The 17,159-nt window shown below is 63.9% G+C and carries 15 protein-coding genes; 14 read left to right on the top strand and 1 reads right to left on the bottom strand.

Translation table 11 applies throughout. The features are described from left to right. Positions 1-160 precede the first annotated feature (160 nt). The 3 genes from CKW35_RS04925 to CKW35_RS04915 all read left to right on the top strand — a co-directional run bounded on the left by CKW35_RS04925 (position 161) and on the right by CKW35_RS04915 (position 5,533). A complete protein-coding gene (locus CKW35_RS04925) occupies positions 161-2,677 on the top strand; it encodes an excinuclease ABC subunit UvrA (RefSeq protein ID WP_095115316.1) in 2,517 nt (838 codons plus the stop codon). A gap of 76 nt (positions 2,678-2,753) precedes the next feature. Next, the gene (locus CKW35_RS04920; protein WP_095115314.1) at positions 2,754-4,403 is read left to right on the top strand and encodes an MFS transporter; all 1,650 of its coding nucleotides are present in this window, start codon (positions 2,754-2,756) and stop codon (positions 4,401-4,403) included. Next, positions 4,400-5,533: an HlyD family secretion protein gene (locus CKW35_RS04915; RefSeq protein WP_016487290.1), complete on the top strand. Its 1,134-nt coding sequence runs from the start codon at positions 4,400-4,402 to the stop codon at positions 5,531-5,533. The genes CKW35_RS04920 and CKW35_RS04915 overlap by 4 nt, the downstream gene beginning before the upstream one ends. Before the next feature lie 118 nt (positions 5,534-5,651). On the opposite strand, the gene CKW35_RS04910 is transcribed toward CKW35_RS04915, so the two are convergent. Further along, positions 5,652-6,527, bottom strand: coding sequence for an AEC family transporter (locus CKW35_RS04910; RefSeq protein WP_095115312.1), 876 nt, complete (start codon positions 6,525-6,527; stop codon positions 5,652-5,654). Positions 6,528-6,940: 413 nt separating this feature from the next. Here CKW35_RS04910 and CKW35_RS04900 point away from each other — a divergent pair, with 413 nt between their 5' ends. From CKW35_RS04900 to CKW35_RS04850, 11 genes are all read left to right on the top strand, one after another. Next, positions 6,941-8,233, top strand: a complete 1,293-nt coding sequence (locus tag CKW35_RS04900; RefSeq protein ID WP_016487293.1) for an MFS transporter — start codon at positions 6,941-6,943, stop codon at positions 8,231-8,233. Positions 8,234-8,478: 245 nt separating this feature from the next. Continuing rightward, positions 8,479-8,787: a hypothetical protein gene (locus CKW35_RS04895; protein ID WP_016487294.1), complete on the top strand. Its 309-nt coding sequence runs from the start codon at positions 8,479-8,481 to the stop codon at positions 8,785-8,787. Positions 8,788-8,834: 47 nt separating this feature from the next. Next, a complete protein-coding gene (locus tag CKW35_RS04890) occupies positions 8,835-9,386 on the top strand; it encodes a YbhB/YbcL family Raf kinase inhibitor-like protein (RefSeq protein WP_095115310.1) in 552 nt (183 codons plus the stop codon). A 554-nt stretch (positions 9,387-9,940) separates the two neighbouring features. Beyond that, the gene (locus CKW35_RS04885; protein ID WP_016487297.1) at positions 9,941-11,002 is read left to right on the top strand and encodes a 3-deoxy-7-phosphoheptulonate synthase; all 1,062 of its coding nucleotides are present in this window, start codon (positions 9,941-9,943) and stop codon (positions 11,000-11,002) included. Between the two features lie 79 nt (positions 11,003-11,081). Beyond that, on the top strand, positions 11,082-11,363 hold the full coding sequence (locus CKW35_RS04880; protein ID WP_023048866.1) for a peptidylprolyl isomerase: 282 nt from the start codon (positions 11,082-11,084) through the stop codon (positions 11,361-11,363). Positions 11,364-11,504: 141 nt separating this feature from the next. Then, positions 11,505-13,304, top strand: coding sequence for an extracellular solute-binding protein (locus CKW35_RS04875; RefSeq protein WP_095115308.1), 1,800 nt, complete (start codon positions 11,505-11,507; stop codon positions 13,302-13,304). After that, complete coding sequence (locus CKW35_RS04870; RefSeq protein WP_095115306.1) at positions 13,301-14,359, top strand: microcin C ABC transporter permease YejB; 1,059 nt, start codon at positions 13,301-13,303, stop codon at positions 14,357-14,359. Before CKW35_RS04875 ends, CKW35_RS04870 begins: the two co-directional genes overlap by 4 nt. Continuing rightward, positions 14,359-15,375 (top strand): ABC transporter permease, encoded by a 1,017-nt coding sequence (locus tag CKW35_RS04865; RefSeq protein WP_095115304.1) that lies wholly within the window; start codon positions 14,359-14,361, stop codon positions 15,373-15,375. The genes CKW35_RS04870 and CKW35_RS04865 overlap by 1 nt, the downstream gene beginning before the upstream one ends. Before the next feature lie 38 nt (positions 15,376-15,413). After that, on the top strand, positions 15,414-16,184 hold the full coding sequence (gene hbdH / locus CKW35_RS04860; protein ID WP_095115302.1) for a 3-hydroxybutyrate dehydrogenase: 771 nt from the start codon (positions 15,414-15,416) through the stop codon (positions 16,182-16,184). Positions 16,185-16,239: 55 nt separating this feature from the next. After that, positions 16,240-16,719: a serine protease inhibitor ecotin gene (gene eco, locus CKW35_RS04855; protein ID WP_016487303.1), complete on the top strand. Its 480-nt coding sequence runs from the start codon at positions 16,240-16,242 to the stop codon at positions 16,717-16,719. A 99-nt stretch (positions 16,720-16,818) separates the two neighbouring features. Beyond that, a complete protein-coding gene (locus tag CKW35_RS04850; RefSeq protein ID WP_016487304.1) occupies positions 16,819-17,094 on the top strand; it encodes a peptidylprolyl isomerase in 276 nt (91 codons plus the stop codon). The last annotated feature ends 65 nt before the right edge of the window (positions 17,095-17,159 follow it).

Here is a 17,159-nt window from a genome sequence, read left to right as displayed (position 1 = left end):
CCTTGAGGTCACGACGGCTAAGGCAGGTCGTGCTTGGCTGACAGATAAGCGCGAGGCGGGATGAAGCACAATCGAATCTGGTTTCACACCGTGGAACCGAAAGGGTCGAAATTGCTGTTACCTTGGGGCTCACTGCTCAGCCACAGCCAAGGACTGCGTCATGCCTTCACGCCCAACCTCCCCCAGCGGCTTCGTCCGCGTACGCGGTGCCCGCGAGCACAACCTGAAGAACATCGATGTGGATGTTCCACGCGATGCCTTGGTGGTATTCACTGGCGTCTCCGGCTCGGGCAAGTCCTCGCTGGCCTTTTCCACGCTTTATGCCGAAGCCCAGCGCCGCTACTTCGAGTCGGTGGCGCCCTATGCCCGGCGCCTTATCGATCAGGTTGGCGTGCCCGACGTCGATGCCATCGACGGCCTGCCGCCGGCGGTAGCCCTGCAGCAGCAACGCGGCACGCCAAGTGCACGTTCCTCGGTGGGCAGCGTAACCACCTTGTCCAGCTCGATCCGTATGCTGTACTCGCGCGCCGGCCACTACCCGGACGGGCAAGCGATGCTGTACGCCGAGGACTTTTCGCCGAATACGCCCCAGGGCGCCTGCCCAGAGTGCCATGGCTTGGGCCGGGTCTACGAGGTGACCGAAGCAACCATGGTCCCCGACCCGTCGCTGACCATCCGCGAGCGTGCGGTGGCGGCGTGGCCCATGGCCTGGCAAGGCCAGAACCAGCGCGACATCCTGGTGACGTTGGGTTATGACGTTGACATTCCCTGGCGCGACCTGCCGCAGGCGCAGCGCGACTGGATCCTGTTCACCGAGGACACGCCCACCGCCCCCGTTTATGCCGGCCTGACCCCGGCGCAAACCCGTGAAGCGCTAAAGCGCAAACAGGAGCCCAGCTACCAGGGCACGTTCATGGGCGCCCGACGGTACGTGCTGCATACCTTCATGCACTCGCAAAGCGCACAGATGCGCAAGCGCGTGGCTCAATACATGCGCCCCAGCCCCTGCCCGCTGTGCCAGGGCAAACGCCTGAAGCGCGAAGCGCTGGGCGTGACCTTTGCCGGGCTGGATATCGCCGAGCTGTCGCACCTGTCATTGCAAGCGCTGGCCGAGGTATTTCGCAAGGTGGCAGCAGCGGGCTACCTGACACACCAGCAAGACGAGCTGACCCTGGAAAAGCGCCTGGCAGCCCAACGCATCGCAAACGAGTTGCTCGAACGCATCGATACCCTGCTCGACCTTGGCCTCGGCTACCTGGCCCTGGAGCGCAGCACCCCGACCCTGTCTTCTGGTGAACTGCAACGCCTGCGCCTGGCCACCCAGCTGAATTCGCAGCTGTTCGGCGTGATCTACGTACTCGACGAGCCGTCGGCCGGCTTGCACCCTGCCGACAGCGAAGCGCTGTTCGAAGCCCTGCAGCGCCTGAAGCACGCGGGCAACTCGGTGTATGTGGTGGAGCACGACCTGGACACCATGCGCCGCGCCGACTGGCTGGTGGATGTAGGGCCAGCTGCCGGCGAGCATGGCGGCACCATCCTCTACAGCGGGCCACCCGCAGGCCTGGCCGAGGTCGAGCCGTCACGCACGCGCGCCTACCTGTTCAGTGCCCCGACCCACACCATGCGTGAACCCCGACCGGCCCGCGACTGGCTGCAGCTTGAAGGCATCACCCGCAACAACCTGAATGACCTCAGCGCGGCATTTCCGCTTGGCTGCTTTACCGCCGTCACCGGTATTTCCGGCTCGGGCAAGTCCAGCCTGGTCAGCCAGGCCCTGCTGGAACTGGTGGGCGCGCACCTGGGCCATGCCGAGCAGCGTAGCAAACCCGAAGAACAAAACCTGGAAGACGAACCTGAACAGGCCAGCAGCGGCCATGTAAGTGCGGGGCTTGGCAGTATCAAGCGCCTGGTGCAGGTCGACCAGAAGCCGATTGGCCGCACGCCGCGCTCCAACCTGGCTACCTACACGGGCCTGTTCGACCATGTGCGCAAGCTGTTCGCTGCCACAGACCAGGCCAAGGCCAAGGGCTTCGACGCCGGGCGCTTTTCCTTCAATGTTGCCAAGGGCCGTTGCGCCAACTGCGAGGGCGAAGGTTTCGTCAGCGTCGAGCTGCTGTTCATGCCCAGTGTCTACGCACCTTGCCCCACCTGTCATGGCGCCCGCTACAACCCCGAAACCCTGGCGGTGAGCTGGCAAGGCATGAACATCGCCCAAGTGCTGCAACTGACGGTCGACCAGGCCCTGCAGGTATTTGCCGAACAGCCCCCGGCGCGCCGGTGCTTGCAAGTGCTTCAGGATATCGGCTTGGGCTACCTGCGCCTGGGCCAACCGGCCACCGAACTGTCCGGTGGCGAAGCGCAGCGCATCAAGCTGGCCACCGAACTGCAGCGCACGGCCCGTGGGGCAACCCTGTACGTGCTGGATGAGCCCACCAATGGCTTGCACCCGCAAGACATCGACCGGCTGCTGGTGCAGTTGAACCGCCTGGTCGAAGCCGGGCACAGCGTGGTGGTGGTCGAACATGACATGCGCGTGGTGGCGCAGAGCGACTGGGTGATCGACATCGGGCCAGGGGCCGGAGACGCCGGGGGCAAAGTAGTGGTCAGCGGGCCGCCCAAGGTTGTGGCCGCGTGTGCCGACAGCCGCACAGCGGCGTTCTTGGCCAAAGCCTTGTAGCACCTGCGCATCGCCATCACAAAAACCAAAGGATGCACCTAGCAGCACCAACCGCCGCTCAAGTACAGTCTGTCCCATGGACAAATACGCCCCTCGCCAGTGGCTCCCCCACGAAAAACCCAGCCTGCCGGGCTCGCCCTCCACGCCTCTGCATTCGCCAGCCAAGCGCCTGGCCTACGGCGTGGTTGGCCTGCTGGTGGCAATTACCGGTGGCCTGGGCAACGCGCTGGTCACCGCCAACCTGGTGTTCCTGCAGGGCGCCCTGGGTGCGACCACGGCAGAAATGGCCTGGCTACCGGCCGCCTACGTCATGACCAACGTGTCCATGAACCTGCTGTTGGTGAAATTCCGCCAGCAGTTCGGCCTGCGCGCGTTCACCGAAGTGTTCCTGGTGCTGTATGCCTTGGTCACTTTCGCCCACCTGCTGGTCAACGATCTCAACTCGGCCATTGCCGTGCGTGCGGCCCACGGCATGGTCGGCGCAGCGCTCAGCTCGCTGGGGCTGTACTACATGATTCAGGCGTTCCCCGCCAAATGGCGGCTGAAGGCCATGGTACTGGGCCTGGGCGCCTCGCAGCTGGCGCTGCCGCTGGCGCGGATCTTTTCCGAAGACTTGCTGCAGATCGCCGAATGGCGTGGCCTGTACCTGTTCGAACTGGGCCTGGCGCTGACTGCGCTGGGGTGCGTACTGATGCTCAAGCTGCCGCCCGGTGACCGCTTCAAGACGTTCGAACCACTGGATTTTCTCACCTTTACACTGATGGCCAGCGGCACCGCCCTGCTCTGCGCGGCGCTGTCGCTGGGGCGCATAGACTGGTGGCTGGAGGCGCCGTGGATCGGCGTGGCACTGGCGGCATCGATCGCGCTGATCTTCACAGGCCTGGCCATCGAGCACAACCGCCGCAACCCGTTGCTGATGACCCACTGGCTGGGCAGCGGTGCAATCATTCGCCTGGCCCTGTGTGTGGTACTGATCCGCATGGTCACGTCCGAACAGTCCACCGGTGCGGTCGGTTTCCTGCAGGTACTCAACATGGGCAGCGAGCAGATGCGCACGCTGTACTGGATCATGCTGCTGGGTGCGGTGGCTGGCCTGGCCAGCAGTGCCCTGACCATCAACCCCAACCACTTGGTGATCCCGCTGTTCGTCTCGCTACTGGCCATGGCCACAGGCGCGTTCATGGACAGCAGCTCCAGCAACCTCACCCGCCCGGCACAAATGTACTTCAGCCAGTTCCTGCTGGCGTTCGGCAGCACCTTTTTCCTCGGCCCTTCGATGGCACTGGGCATCAGCCATGTGCGCGCCAACCCGCGCAATCTGGTGAGCTTTTCGGTGCTGTTTGGCATCTGCAACAACCTCGGCGGCCTGATTGGCGCGGCACTGCTGGGCACCTTCCAGACCTGGCGCGAAAAGTTTCATTCAAGCCACCTGATGGACCGCCTCAGCTACCTTGAACCGTTGGTGACCAGCCGCGTTCAAAGCGGTGGCGCCGGCTACGGCGGCTTGCTCGCCGACCCGGCCATGCGCAACGAAGCTGGCATGCGTGTGCTGGCCAATGCCGCCACCCGCGAGGCGAATGTCATGGCCTATAACGATGTGTTCGTGCTGATCGGCAGCATCGCTATCCTGACCATGGTCTGGATCTGCATCCGCAGCACCTGGCTCTGGTACGCAAGGCGCCAGACCACTTCCACCGACTCCACCCCCGGCACGCCCACCCGATGACCGACGACACCCGCACCACGACCACCAACGCCATCGCCGAAACCCCGGAAGGCACCACACCGCCCAGCGAGCCCACCAGCCCGACGCGTTCGCGGCGGGTGCGCATCCTGTCGACGATCAGCTTCGCCTGCGTGGCCTTGGCCGGCATCCTGCTGGTGCTGTATGCCTGGCGCCTGCCGCCGTTCGGCAGCGCCATCGAAAGTACCGAAAATGCCTTGGTGCGCGGCCAGGTGACCATCATTGGCCCGCAGCTCAGTGGTTACATCGTCGACGTGCCGGTGCACGACTTCCAGTTCGTCAAGACCGGTGACTTGCTGGTGCAACTGGACGACCGCATCTACACGCAGCGCCTGGCCCAGGCCATCGCCCAACTGCAGCAACAGCAGGCGGCCCTGGCCAACAACCTGCAGCAGCGTAACAGCGCCGAAGCCACCATCGCCCAGCGTCAGGCGGCCATCGGCGATGCGGCGGCCCAGGCAGCCAAGGCCAAAGCCGACCTTGGCCGCAACCAGGCGCTGGTCAATGACGGCTCTGTGTCGCGCCGTGACCTGGACCTGGCCCGTGCCAGCGAAGCCGCTGCCGTCGCCAGCCTGGCCCAGGCCAAGGCGGCGCTGGAAATCGCTCGCCAAGACCGGGAAACGGTGGTGGTCAACCGGGCCGCGTTACAAGCTTCGGTAGAGAATGCCAAGGCGGCGGTGGAGCTCGCGCGCATCGACCTCGACAACACCCGGGTCACCGCCCCGCGCGACGGCCAGCTGGGGCAGATCGGCACGCGCCTGGGGGCTTATGTGAATTCCGGCGCGCAGTTGATGGCCCTGGTACCCGACACCCTGTGGGTGATTGCCAACATGAAGGAAACCCAGATGGCCAATGTACGCATCGGCCAACCGGTGAGCTTCACCGTGGATGCGCTCAACCACCTGAAGCTACAGGGGCATGTACAGCAGATCTCGCCAGCAACCGGCTCGGAGTTCGCCTTGCTGCAAGCGGACAATGCCACCGGCAACTTCGTCAAGATTGCCCAGCGTATTCCGGTGCGCATTACCGTGGATGCCGACCAGCCGGAAGCCAGGCACCTGCGGCCGGGGATGTCAGTAGTGGTCAGTATCGATACCCGTAGCCAGGATTGATGTGTTCGCTGCCGGCCTCTTCGCGGGGCGAGCCCGCTCCCACAGAGACTGCACAGCTTTCAAAGGCTGCGCTGGACCTGTGGGAGCGGGCTTGCCCCGCGAAGAGGCCAGAACAGGCTTACATCCACCAGGCCAGCACCACCGGCAACCAGACAAACGAAAGCACCGTCGAACACATCACCAGGTTCGCCACCTGCTCCGGCTCACGATTGGCCCGCACCGCCATCAGGTAGTTGAACACAGCAACCGGCATCGCCGACTGTACCACCAGTACCGCGCGCTCAAGGTTGTCCATGCCTAGCGCCGCCCCCACTGCCCAGCCCATCGCAGCCCCCAGGCCAATGCGCAAGCCACCCAGCAACAGGCCGCTGCCCACGTGACGCAGGCGAATGCTGGCCAGCGACACCCCCAGGGTCAGCAACATCAGCGGAATGGTCATGCCGCCGAGCAAATCTGCAGTGTTTGCCAGCCAGCGCGGTAGCTCGAAATCGAGAAAGATGATGGGCATGGCGCCGGCCAGGCTGATGACAATAGGGTTGCGCAGCAGCGCCTTGAGCGAAGCCGCTGTGCCAGAGATGGCCATGCCGATGGTGAACTGCACGATCGACAAGGTCAGGAAAAACGCCACGGCCAGTGCCAGGCCGTGCTCACCGAAGGCATACAAGCTGATCGGCAGGCCCATATTGCCCGTATTAGGAAACATGAACGCCGGCAGCAGTACCCGCCAATGCATGCCCGAAGCACGACGCACCAGCAAGGCGACCAAGGCCATGCCCAGGGTGCACAGCAGGCAAGCCAAGGCCATGCTGGTGAAGGCGTCAGGGTTCAGCTCGGTGCGACTGAGGGTGGACAGCACCAGCGACGGGGTACCGACAGTCATCACGACCCGGGCGATGAAATCGGTGGGGTAGTCCAGGCCCTTGCGGGCCCAGGCAAAGCCGATGCCGGCGACGATGAAGACCGGGGCCAGGACTGCGAACAGCGACGCGAACATGATGGGCCTTCCTTGGGGTGGGTTCAGCATTATGCAGCAGTCCGTGAGATGGCCGGGGCTGCACAGCGGCGCCAAGATGTCTGCCCAAGACACGTTCATGTCGCCCTTGGACTGCGGCGTCTCGTCGCATACCCGTGCCCCTTGGGCAAAAGCTTCCAAGCCCGTAGAATCCCGCTTCCTTTTCGCCCGTCGCCTTGAACGGTGGCAACCCGCAGCAATGACAGAGTCCGTGCCTGAACACATGAACGCACATGTGAAATAGGCTCAACCCTCCCCGCCCGGCCCATTCCCAAAGGGTCCAGCGGTTGAGTCTTGCCCAGGTCGCATCCGTGTCGCCACTCGCCCCTTATCGGGTCGAGCCGGTGTGCGCGTCCGAGAAGGCGCTCATTCCGCTCATCCAACTAGAGGTTTGTATGTCTCCGCGTTTGCTGGCCATGGCGCTGGCGCCCCTGCTCGGGCTGTTCATCATTGCCTTGGGCAACGGCTTCATGTCTTCCCTGACTACCCTGCGCCTGGGCGCTGCCGGTGAGTCGGCCACCACCATCGGCGTCGTCTCGTCCACCTACTTCCTAGGCCTGACCCTGGGCGCCATCTTCAACGACCGGCTGATCTTGCGCATCGGCCATATCCGCGCCTACACAAGCTTCGCTTCGCTGATCGGCGCGACCATCCTGCTGCAGGGGCTGTTCTACGACGTCACCTGGTGGTCGGTGCTGCGCCTGATCAACGGGTGGGCGGCAGTCGGCGTGTTCCTGGTGATCGAAAGCTGGCTGCTGCTGGCCGGCGATGCAAAAATCCGCGGCCGCCTGCTGGCGCTGTACATGATCGCCTTCTACGGCGCCGGGGTGATTGCCCAGGCAGGCCTTGGCGAAATCACCCAGCTTGGCGACACCGCACCCTTCATGCTGGCTGGGGTACTGGCTGCCCTGTCGGTACTGCCCATCGTGATCCTCCCGCGGGTATCGCCACTGCTGGACCAGGTCGAACCCCTCAAACCCCGCCAATTGTTGGGTGTGGCACCGTCTGGCCTGGTTGGCTGCTTTGGTTCGGGGGTGGCGATTGCCGGCATTTATGCCCTGCTGCCGCTGTACCTGCAGCGCATCGGCCTGGCCGTGGGCGAGGTCGGCAACATGATGGCCTGGGTGATCCTCGGCGCCATGCTGCTGCAATACCCGGTGGGCCGCTGGTCCGACCGCAAGGATCGCCAGGATGTGCTGATTGCCCTGGCTGCACTGTGCGTGGTGTTGTCGCTGGTCACAGTATTCCTGCCGTCGGACTCGTTCCTGCTGCCGGCCATGCTGTTCCTGCTGGGTGGTGGCGTGTTCACGCTGTACCCGGTGGCGGTCAGCCATGCGGCCGACCGCGCGCCTTCCGACGCGCTGGTACCGATGATTCAAGGCTTGTTGTTGATCAACTCACTGGGTTCGGCCATGGCGCCGGTGGCCATTTCGCCCATGATGACCGAGTTTGGCGAGGCCGGGTTGTTCTGGGCCTTTGCCGTGGTCAACCTGGCCATGGTGTGCTTTTTCATGTGGCGACGCGGCAAGCGCCCGGCCGCAGAGCACCCGGCACCGTTCACCGCTTCGACCACCTTCTCGCCAACCGGCGCCGAGCTGCGGGTAACCGAAGACCTGATGCATGCGGCGCAGGAGCATCCGCCGCTGGATCCCGTGGAAAGCCCGGCGCAACGCTCAGAGCCTGTCTGAATCCGTTGCCGACTCCTTGTGGGAGGCCACTCATCCCTTATAGGTTGTGCTGTCACGCAGAGAACAGTGGCTGGTGTGGGGGCGGGCTTGTCCCGCGAAGCAGGCAACGCTGTGTATGGCACCGGCTTTGCCGGTGTTCCCGGGGCAAGCCCGCTCCCACAGAGTGACCACTCGTCGCCCGAAAGGCACACCTGCCCTGACGCGCAGCCAAACGAATGACAGATCATCCGCCAAGGAGACCCTCCATGATCCGCATTCGCTCTCTCTCCCTGTGCCTGGCGCTCGCGCTGGCCAGCCTCACCGGCACCACCTTTGCTGCCACCGACACCAACACCGACAGCCGTCCGCAAACCGACCAGTCTGGCGGCAAGACCGCCGGTGACGACAGCAGCGTCAACAGCCCCGGCAGTGGCCAGGACAACGACAGCAGCGACACCGGCAGCAACAGCGATGCCGCCGACGGGGCCAGCGGCGGTTCGAACAGCACGGGCGAGGCGACAGGCTCTGGCGCCGGGCACACCGGCGGCACCGCCGAGGACCAGGACAGCCACTGAGGCACGCCTCGGCTACACTGCGCCCAAAGCCCTGCCAAGGATTCGCCATGAACGTCAAACCCTGGCTGCTCGCCGCCCTGCTGCCCTTCACAGCCTTGGCAAGCAGTAGCAACCAAGGGGCGCTGTCGATCAGTTCCTCGTCATTCACTGATGGGGGCGTGATCGCCCTGCAGCAGGTCGGGCAGGACCCGGCCTGCGGCGCAGGCGAGGAGCGCACCCCGCAACTGAGTTGGAACAACCTGCCCGCAGGTACCCAGTCGCTCGCGCTGATCATGTTCGACCCGGACGGCGGCAAGGGTATCGGCGTGGTGCACTGGGTCGCGTACAACATTGACCCGGAGCACGATGGGCTCAAGGAAGGCATGGCCGGGCTCAGTGGGCAATACGTGACTGTGGGGCGCAACTCGCGGGGCACCCTCAGCTACCGAGGCCCCTGCCCACCCGCTGGCGACAACCCGCACCATTACGCACTGACGCTCATTGCCACAGACCTGCCCTTGGGCACGCTTCCCGAGGGACTGGACCGCAGCGGTCTGTTGCAGTTGCTGCAAGGCCACGCAGTAGGGGCGCAGAGCCTGATCGGGCGCTACGGCCATTGAACCATCCAGTACAAAAACAAATGATCGAGCTCATAGCATTTATCCATTGAATGGCCCGGTGAAACTGAAGTAAGCTCGGGCTCATTCACTGGAGAGCAACATGCCAAATCACACCCGCAACCACGCCAACCCAACCGGTCGCAAACTGCGCCCTGTTCTGGCCGTTGCCGGCTGCGTGGCACCTGCCAGCTATTACTTCGGGTATTGGTTTAGCCACTAGGCGCCGATACCCACACGGCGCCCACCTTCGAGGGGCCGCCGAACATGAGAATACTCAAACCCCCGGTCGGCTCCCCGACCGGGGGTTTTGCTTTTCAGGCCTTTGAACAACACCGATTCACATTGAGGACAGATTCATGAACTACGCCACTTATTACGACGCAAACACCTATGCCTGGCGATTTAGCCAATCCCGTTCGGGCCAGCCTGCCGCCTCCGATCGGTCCTCAACAGGTGGCAATGCAGCAGCCAATACGAATTCAACGATCTGTCGAACACCTCGATAGGGCCGACCGCGCGGGCCTGAACCCGCCGTCCGCCCAGGGAAAAACGCCATGCAAGCTTCCAACCTCGCCCTGCCCCTGACTCAGCCGCAAGCAGCCAACACCACGGTCAGCAAGCGCCTGCCCAGCCCGCACCTGCTCAAGCAACAGATGCCGCTGTCCAGTGAACTGGCCCAGCAAGTCCAGGCCCACCGCCAGGCCATCCGCAACATCCTCGAAGGCCGCGACGAGCGCCTGCTGGTAATCGTCGGCCCGTGCTCGATCCACGACCCACGCTCGGCGCTGGAATACGCCGACCGCCTGGCCGCCCTCAGCCGCGAAGTCGGTGACAAGCTGCTGCTGGTGATGCGCGCCTACGTCGAAAAACCGCGTACTACCGTCGGCTGGAAAGGCCTGGCCTACGACCCGCACCTGGATGGCAGCGACGACATGCACTCGGGTATTGCCTTGTCCCGCGGGCTGATGCTGAGCATGATCGAACGTGGCCTGCCGGTGGCCACCGAGCTGCTGCAACCGATGGCCGCCGGCTACTTCGACGACCTGCTGGCCTGGGCCGCAATTGGCGCACGCACTACCGAATCGCAAATTCACCGCGAAATGGTCAGTGGCCTGGAACTGCCGGTCGGGTTCAAGAACGGCACCGACGGCGGCATTTCCATCGCCACCGACGCCATGCGCAGCGCAGCCCACCCGCACCGCCACTTCGGCATGGATGCGCAGGGCCACCCGGCAATCATCGAAACCCTGGGCAACCCGGACACGCACTTGGTACTGCGCGGTGGCCACAAAGGGCCCAACTACGATGCCAACAGCATCGCCATGGCCCGTCAGGCATTGGCCAAGGTTGGCGTTCAGGCGCGCATCATGGTCGATTGCAGCCACGCCAACAGCGGCAAGGACCCGGCTCGTCAGCCGGCGGTGTTCAACGATGTGCTGGAGCAACGCCTGGCAGGCGATCGCTCGATCGTTGGCGTGATGATCGAGGGGCACCTGTTCGACGGCTGCCAGGCGCTGGGCAAGGGTGCACTGAAGTACGGCGTTTCGATCACCGACGGCTGCCTGGGCTGGGCCTCGACCGAAACCTTGTTGCGTGAGGCTGCACTAAAACTGTGAGCCGAAGGTTGCGAGCCTGGCGAGACATACCCCAAGCAAGTGCGCTAGGCTTGCGTTTTTACCCCAAGGAGCAGTACCCATGGCCCGTGCAACCGCCCGCCACATCCTGGTCAGCAGCGAAGAGAAATGCAACGAACTGAAAACCCAGATCGAAGCAGGCGCCGACTTCGCTGAAATCGCCAAAGCCAACTCGACCTGCCCGTCCAGCCGTCAGGGCGGTGACCTGGGCTCGTTCGGCCCAGGCCAGATGGTCAAGGAGTTCGACACCGTGGTGTTCAGCGCCCCGGTCAACACCGTGCAAGGCCCGGTGAAGACCCAGTTCGGCTACCACCTGCTGGAAGTGACCAGCCGCCAGGACTGATTCTCCCTCCCGGTGATCAGACCCCCTGTGGGAGCGGGTTTACCCGCGAAGAGGCCAGACCAGACAACCTCGTTGCCTGCTCCGACGCATTCGCGGGTAAACCCGCTCCCACAAGTATTGTGGGGGCTTGTGTTTTCGTGCATGGGCTTTACCGTCCATGCCGCTCCCAGCCACGCCCTCACCGTCTACGACGAAGCCCCCCGCTACGCCCCCAACTTCCAGCATTTCGACTACGTAAACCCCGACGCCCCCAAGGGCGGCATCCTGCGCCGCTCGGCCATCGAGATCGGCCAGTTCGACCATATTTTGCCGTACATCGACAAAGGCATCGGCGTCAGCGAGGTCGACGGCCTGCTGTACGCGCCACTGGCCGTACGCTCGTTCGATGAACCCTATACCGTCTATGGCCTGATTGCCCGCAGCATGGAGCGTGGCCCGGCGGATGCCTGGCTGCGTTTCGAGATAGACCCGCTTGCCACCTTCGCCGATGGCAAGCCGGTGCGCGCCGAGGACGTACGTTTCACCTTCGAGCTGTTGATGAGCAAGGGCAGCCTCAAGTACCGCACGCAGTTCGCCGATGTCACCGGCGTAACCGTGGAAGGCCCGCAGCACGTGCGCTTCGACTTCAAGCCCGACCACGGCCGGACCCTGGCGCTGGACCTCGCCAGCTTGCCGGTGCTACCCGAACATGACTGGCAGCAGCGCGATTTCGCCAATGGTGCGGGTTTCGACAAGCCAATTGGCAGCGGGCCATACCGCATCGGGCGCATCGACAACGGCCGCAGCATCACCTTCGAACGAGACCCGACCTGGTGGGCACGCAACCGGCCGGCCAGCCGGGGCCGCTACAATTTTGACCAGCTGCGCATCGAGTACTTCGGTGACACCGAGGTGGCGCGGCAGGTGCTCAAAGGCGGTGGCTACGACTATAACCGCGAGTTTTCCGCCACCGCCTACACCCTAGGCTACAACGGCGCACAACTGGACGATGGCCGCTTGCAACGCGCGCACCTGGGCCCGGCCAAACCGCAGGTTGCCCAGGGTTTCGTATTCAACCTCGACCAGCCGCAGTTCAAGGACCGCCGCGTGCGCCAGGCGCTGGGCATGCTGTGGGACTACGAGTGGAGCAACCGGCAGATGATGCGCAACCTGTACATCCGCCAGCAAAGCGTGTTCTCCAACACACCGCTGGCGGCTCGCAAGCTGCCGGATGCCGACGAACTGAAGCTGCTCGATCCGTTGCGCGGCAAAATACCGGACGAAGTCTTCACCACTGTGTTCACCGCTCCGGTAACCGATGGTTCGGGGATTGTCCGCAAGCAGCAGTTGCAGGCCCTGGACCTGCTTGAACAAGCCGGCTGGCACCCCGAAGGTGACCACCTGGTGAACAGCCAGGGCACACCGCTGGCATTCACCTTCCTCAACGGCCAGTCAGGCATGGAGCGCCTGCTGCTGCCATGGAAGCGTAACCTGGCACAGATCGGCGTCACCCTGAACATCCGCAATGTCGATTCGGCCCAGTACGTCAACCGCCTGATGGCACGGGACTACGACATGATCGTCACCGGCTACCCGGTCAGCCTGTCGCCCGGTGCCGAGCTGTACAACTACTTTGGCTCGGCAGCCGCGCACGACCCCGGCTCGAACAACCTGATGGTGCTGCAGGACCCGGCCGTGGACCACCTGATCGACGGTCTGGTGCGCGCCGGCACACAGGCCGACATGCTGCACCACGCCCATGCCCTGGACCGTGTGCTGCAATGGAACTACTACTGGATCCCCAACTACTACCCGCCGGGCAGCTCCACCGCCTGGTGGAACCGCTTTGGCCTGCCCAAGGTCCAGGCCACCTATGACGAAGGCCTGGACACCTGGTGGGAGGTAAGCCCCACCCCGTTGACCAACGCCCAAATGGCCGAACGCCGGAAGCTATCACCATGACCGCCTACATTCTGCGCCGTCTGCTGCTGATCCTCCCGACGCTACTGGCAATCCTGCTGGTCAACTTCGCCATCGTCCAGGCCGCGCCGGGTGGCCCGGTGGAGCAGGCCGTGGCGCGTCTGCAAGGCCTGGGCGGCGGTGCACCCGGCGCACGCGCCGAGGTGGTACATGGCGAGTCGCGTGCCACCCGCGGTCTGGACCCGAAACTGATCGAAGAAATCAAGCGCCAGTACGGCTTTGACAAGTCGGCCCCCGAACGGCTGTGGTTGATGCTCGGCCAGTATGCCCGGCTGGACTTTGGCAGCAGCTTCTTCCGCGGGGCCAAAGTCACTGAGCTGATCCTGGACAAGTTACCGGTGACCCTGTCGCTGGGCTTGTGGGCCACGCTGATCACCTACCTGGTGTCGATCCCGCTGGGCATCCGCAAGGCGGTACGCCACGGCAGCCGCTTCGATGCCTGGAGCAGCGCGCTGATTGTGGTCGGCTACGCACTGCCCTCGTTCCTGTTCGCGCTGCTGCTGATCGTGCTGTTCGCCGGTGGCACCTCGCTCAACTGGTTCCCGGTACGCGGGCTGGTCTCGGAAAACTTCGCCGAGCTCAGCCTGCTGGGCAAGGTCGCCGACTACTTCTGGCACCTGGTGCTGCCGGTCGGGGCCTTGGTGATCGGCGGTTTCGCAACCCTTACGTTGCTGACCAAGAACGCCTTCCTCGACGAGATTTCCCGCCAGTACGTGGTCACCGCCCGGGCCAAGGGCCTGAGTGAGCGCCGGGTGCTGTACGGCCATGTGCTGCGCAATGCCATGCTGCTGGTGGTGGCCGGGTTGCCGCAGGCACTGATCACGGTGTTTTTCGCCGGTTCGTTGCTGATCGAGGTGATCTTCTCCCTCGATGGCCTCGGCCGCCTGAGCTACGAGGCCGCCGTGTCGCGAGATTACCCGGTGGTGTTCGGCACCCTGTTCATCTTCACCCTGGCAGGCCTGTTGATCCGCCTGATCGGTGACCTGTCGTACACCCTGCTCGATCCGCGTATCGACTTCGACACGAGGGCGCACTGATGCTGTCCCCCGTCTCGCGCCGCCGCCTGCAACGCTTTCGCCGCAACCGCCTGGGCTGGGTCTCGCTGTGGCTGTTCGCCGGCCTGCTGCTGCTGTGCCTTGGCGCTGAGCTGGTGGCCAACGACAAGCCGCTGCTTCTAAGTTACAAGGGCGAGCTGTATGTGCCGGCGCTCAAGCGCTACAGCGAGCAGGAATTCGGCGGCCAGCTGCCATTTCAGCCCGACTATCGCAGTGCCTATGTACGGCAATTGATCGCAGACCAGGGCGGCTGGATGCTGTTCGCGCCCATCCCGTTCAGCGCCGATACGCCCAACTACGACCTGCTGGTACCCACCCCCAGCCCGCCCAGCACCAGCAACTGGCTAGGCACCGACGACCAGGGCCGCGACGTGCTGGCTCGGGTGCTGTATGGCACGCGGGTATCGCTGCTGTTCGCCTTCGCCCTGACTGTGGTCAGCGTGTTAATCGGCGTAGTGGCCGGCGCGCTGCAGGGCTACCATGGCGGTTGGGTCGACCTGATTGGCCAACGCCTGCTGGAGGTGTGGTCGGGGTTGCCTGTGCTCTACCTGCTGATCATCCTCAGCGGCTTTGTCGAGCCGGATTTCTGGTGGCTGCTGGGGATCATGGCGCTGTTTTCCTGGCTGACCCTGGTCGATGTGGTGCGCGCCGAGTTCCTGCGTGGGCGCAACCTGGAGTACGTGAAAGCCGCTCGCGCGCTGGGGTTGGCGGACAGCCAGGTGATGCTGCGGCATATCTTGCCCAATGCCATGAACGCCACGCTGACCTATGTACCGTTCATGCTGACCGGGGCAATCACCACCCTGACTGCGCTGGACTTTCTCGGCTTCGGCATGCCGGCCGGGAGTGCCTCGCTGGGTGAGCTGGTGACCCAGGGCAAGCAACATCTGGAAGCGCCGTGGCTGGGCTTTACGGCGTTTTTTGCGCTGGCGGTGATCTTGTCGCTGCTGGTGTTCATCGGCGATGCCTTGCGTGAAGCGTTCGACCCCAGAAAATGAGTCTTCACGCCCGGCCTTTACTTGATAAGGAGCTTTGCATGACCCTGACAGGCAAGACTGCACTCATTACCGGTTCCACCAGCGGCATCGGCTTGGGTATCGCCCAGGTGCTGGCACGCGCTGGCGCCAATATCGTGCTCAACGGCTTTGGCGACGCGGCACCGGCCATAGCCGAAATCGCCCGCCATGGAGTGAAGGTGGTTCACCATCCGGCCGATCTGTCGGACGTGGCCCAGATTGAAGCGTTGTTCGCCCTGGCCGAGCGCGAATTCAGCGGCGTCGACATCCTGGTCAACAACGCCGGCATCCAGCATGTCGCGCCGGTGGAGCAGTTTCCGCTGGAAAGCTGGGACAAGATCATTGCCCTGAACCTGTCAGCTGTGTTCCATGGCACGCGCCTGGCCCTGCCGGGCATGCGCACGCGCAACTGGGGGCGCATCATCAACATTGCCTCGGTGCATGGCCTGGTCGGCTCGACCGGCAAGGCGGCCTATGTGGCAGCCAAGCATGGTGTGGTCGGCTTGACCAAGGTGGTGGGCCTGGAAACCGCCACCAGCAATGTCACCTGCAACGCCATCTGCCCAGGCTGGGTACTGACCCCGCTTGTGCAAAAGCAGATCGACGATCGTGCTGCCAACGGTGGCGATCCGCTGCAAGCACAGCATGATCTGCTGGCCGAAAAGCAACCGTCGCTGGCGTTTGTCACCCCCGAGCACCTGGGTGAACTGGTACTATTCCTGTGCAGCGAGGCCGCAAGCCAGGTTCGCGGCGCCGCCTGGAACGTCGACGGTGGCTGGTTGGCCCAGTGACGGGCGGCCTGGGCCTGGCGGCGGGTTCGCATCCGTTTACCTGCAAGGAGGCCCTATGCGCCCTACCCCGATGACCGCAATTCTGGCCCTCACCCTGGCTGCCGCCACGCCTGCGATGGCGGCCAGCCTGAAGGACGTCGCGCCTTACCCCGAGGCGGAAAAAGGCTTTACCCGGCAGGTCATCCACCTGCCGGCACAGGCCGATGAATCGGCCTACAAACTGGAGATCCTCGCCGGCAAAACGTTGCAAGTCGACTGCAATCGCCAGCACTTGGGGGGTAGCCTTGAAGAACGCACCCTGGAAGGCTGGGGCTACAACTACTACCGCCTGGACAAAGTCAGCGGCCCGGCCAGCACCCTGATGGCCTGCCCGGATGGCAAGAAGACCAAGGCCTTCGTGCCAGTGATCGGTGACGGCTTCCTGCTGCGCTACAACAGCAAGCTGCCGGTGGTGGTGTATGTGCCCAAGGATGTCGAGGTGCGCTACCGCATCTGGTCGGCGTCGCAGGACGTGCAAAAGGCTAAAGTCGAATAACTACCGCGGCCCCTGCAGGAGCGGCCTTGTGCCGCTCCTGCAAGGCGAGTCTATCAGGCATAATGCGCCCCTTTTTTCGCCCCGAAGCACAGGTACCCCATGAAAGCCCAAGCCCGCCACATCCTGGTCAAAACCGCTGACGAAGCCGAGAAGCTTAAACAGCGCATCGCCAACGGCGAGGCTTTCGACGTGCTGGCCAAAAAGTTTTCGGTCTGCCCTTCTGGCAAGCGCGGCGGCGACCTGGGCGAAGTCCGCCCGGGCCAGATGGTCGGCGCCATCGACCAGGTGATTTTCAAGAAGCCTTTGCGTGTAGTGCACGGGCCGATCAAGAGCAAGTTCGGCTACCACCTGGTGCAAACGTTCTATCGCGATTGATGGCAGCGGGCCACCTGACATTTTTGCCAGTTGTCCCCTCGCCAAACATTACATACAACTCCGGC

Origin of the sequence: Pseudomonas sp. Irchel 3F3 (assembly GCF_900187545.1) — a bacterium.
Taxonomy (GTDB): domain Bacteria; phylum Pseudomonadota; class Gammaproteobacteria; order Pseudomonadales; family Pseudomonadaceae; genus Aquipseudomonas; species Aquipseudomonas fortuita.
Note: the sequence above shows the minus strand (reverse complement) of the source record. Positions and strands in the feature narration are given on the sequence as shown.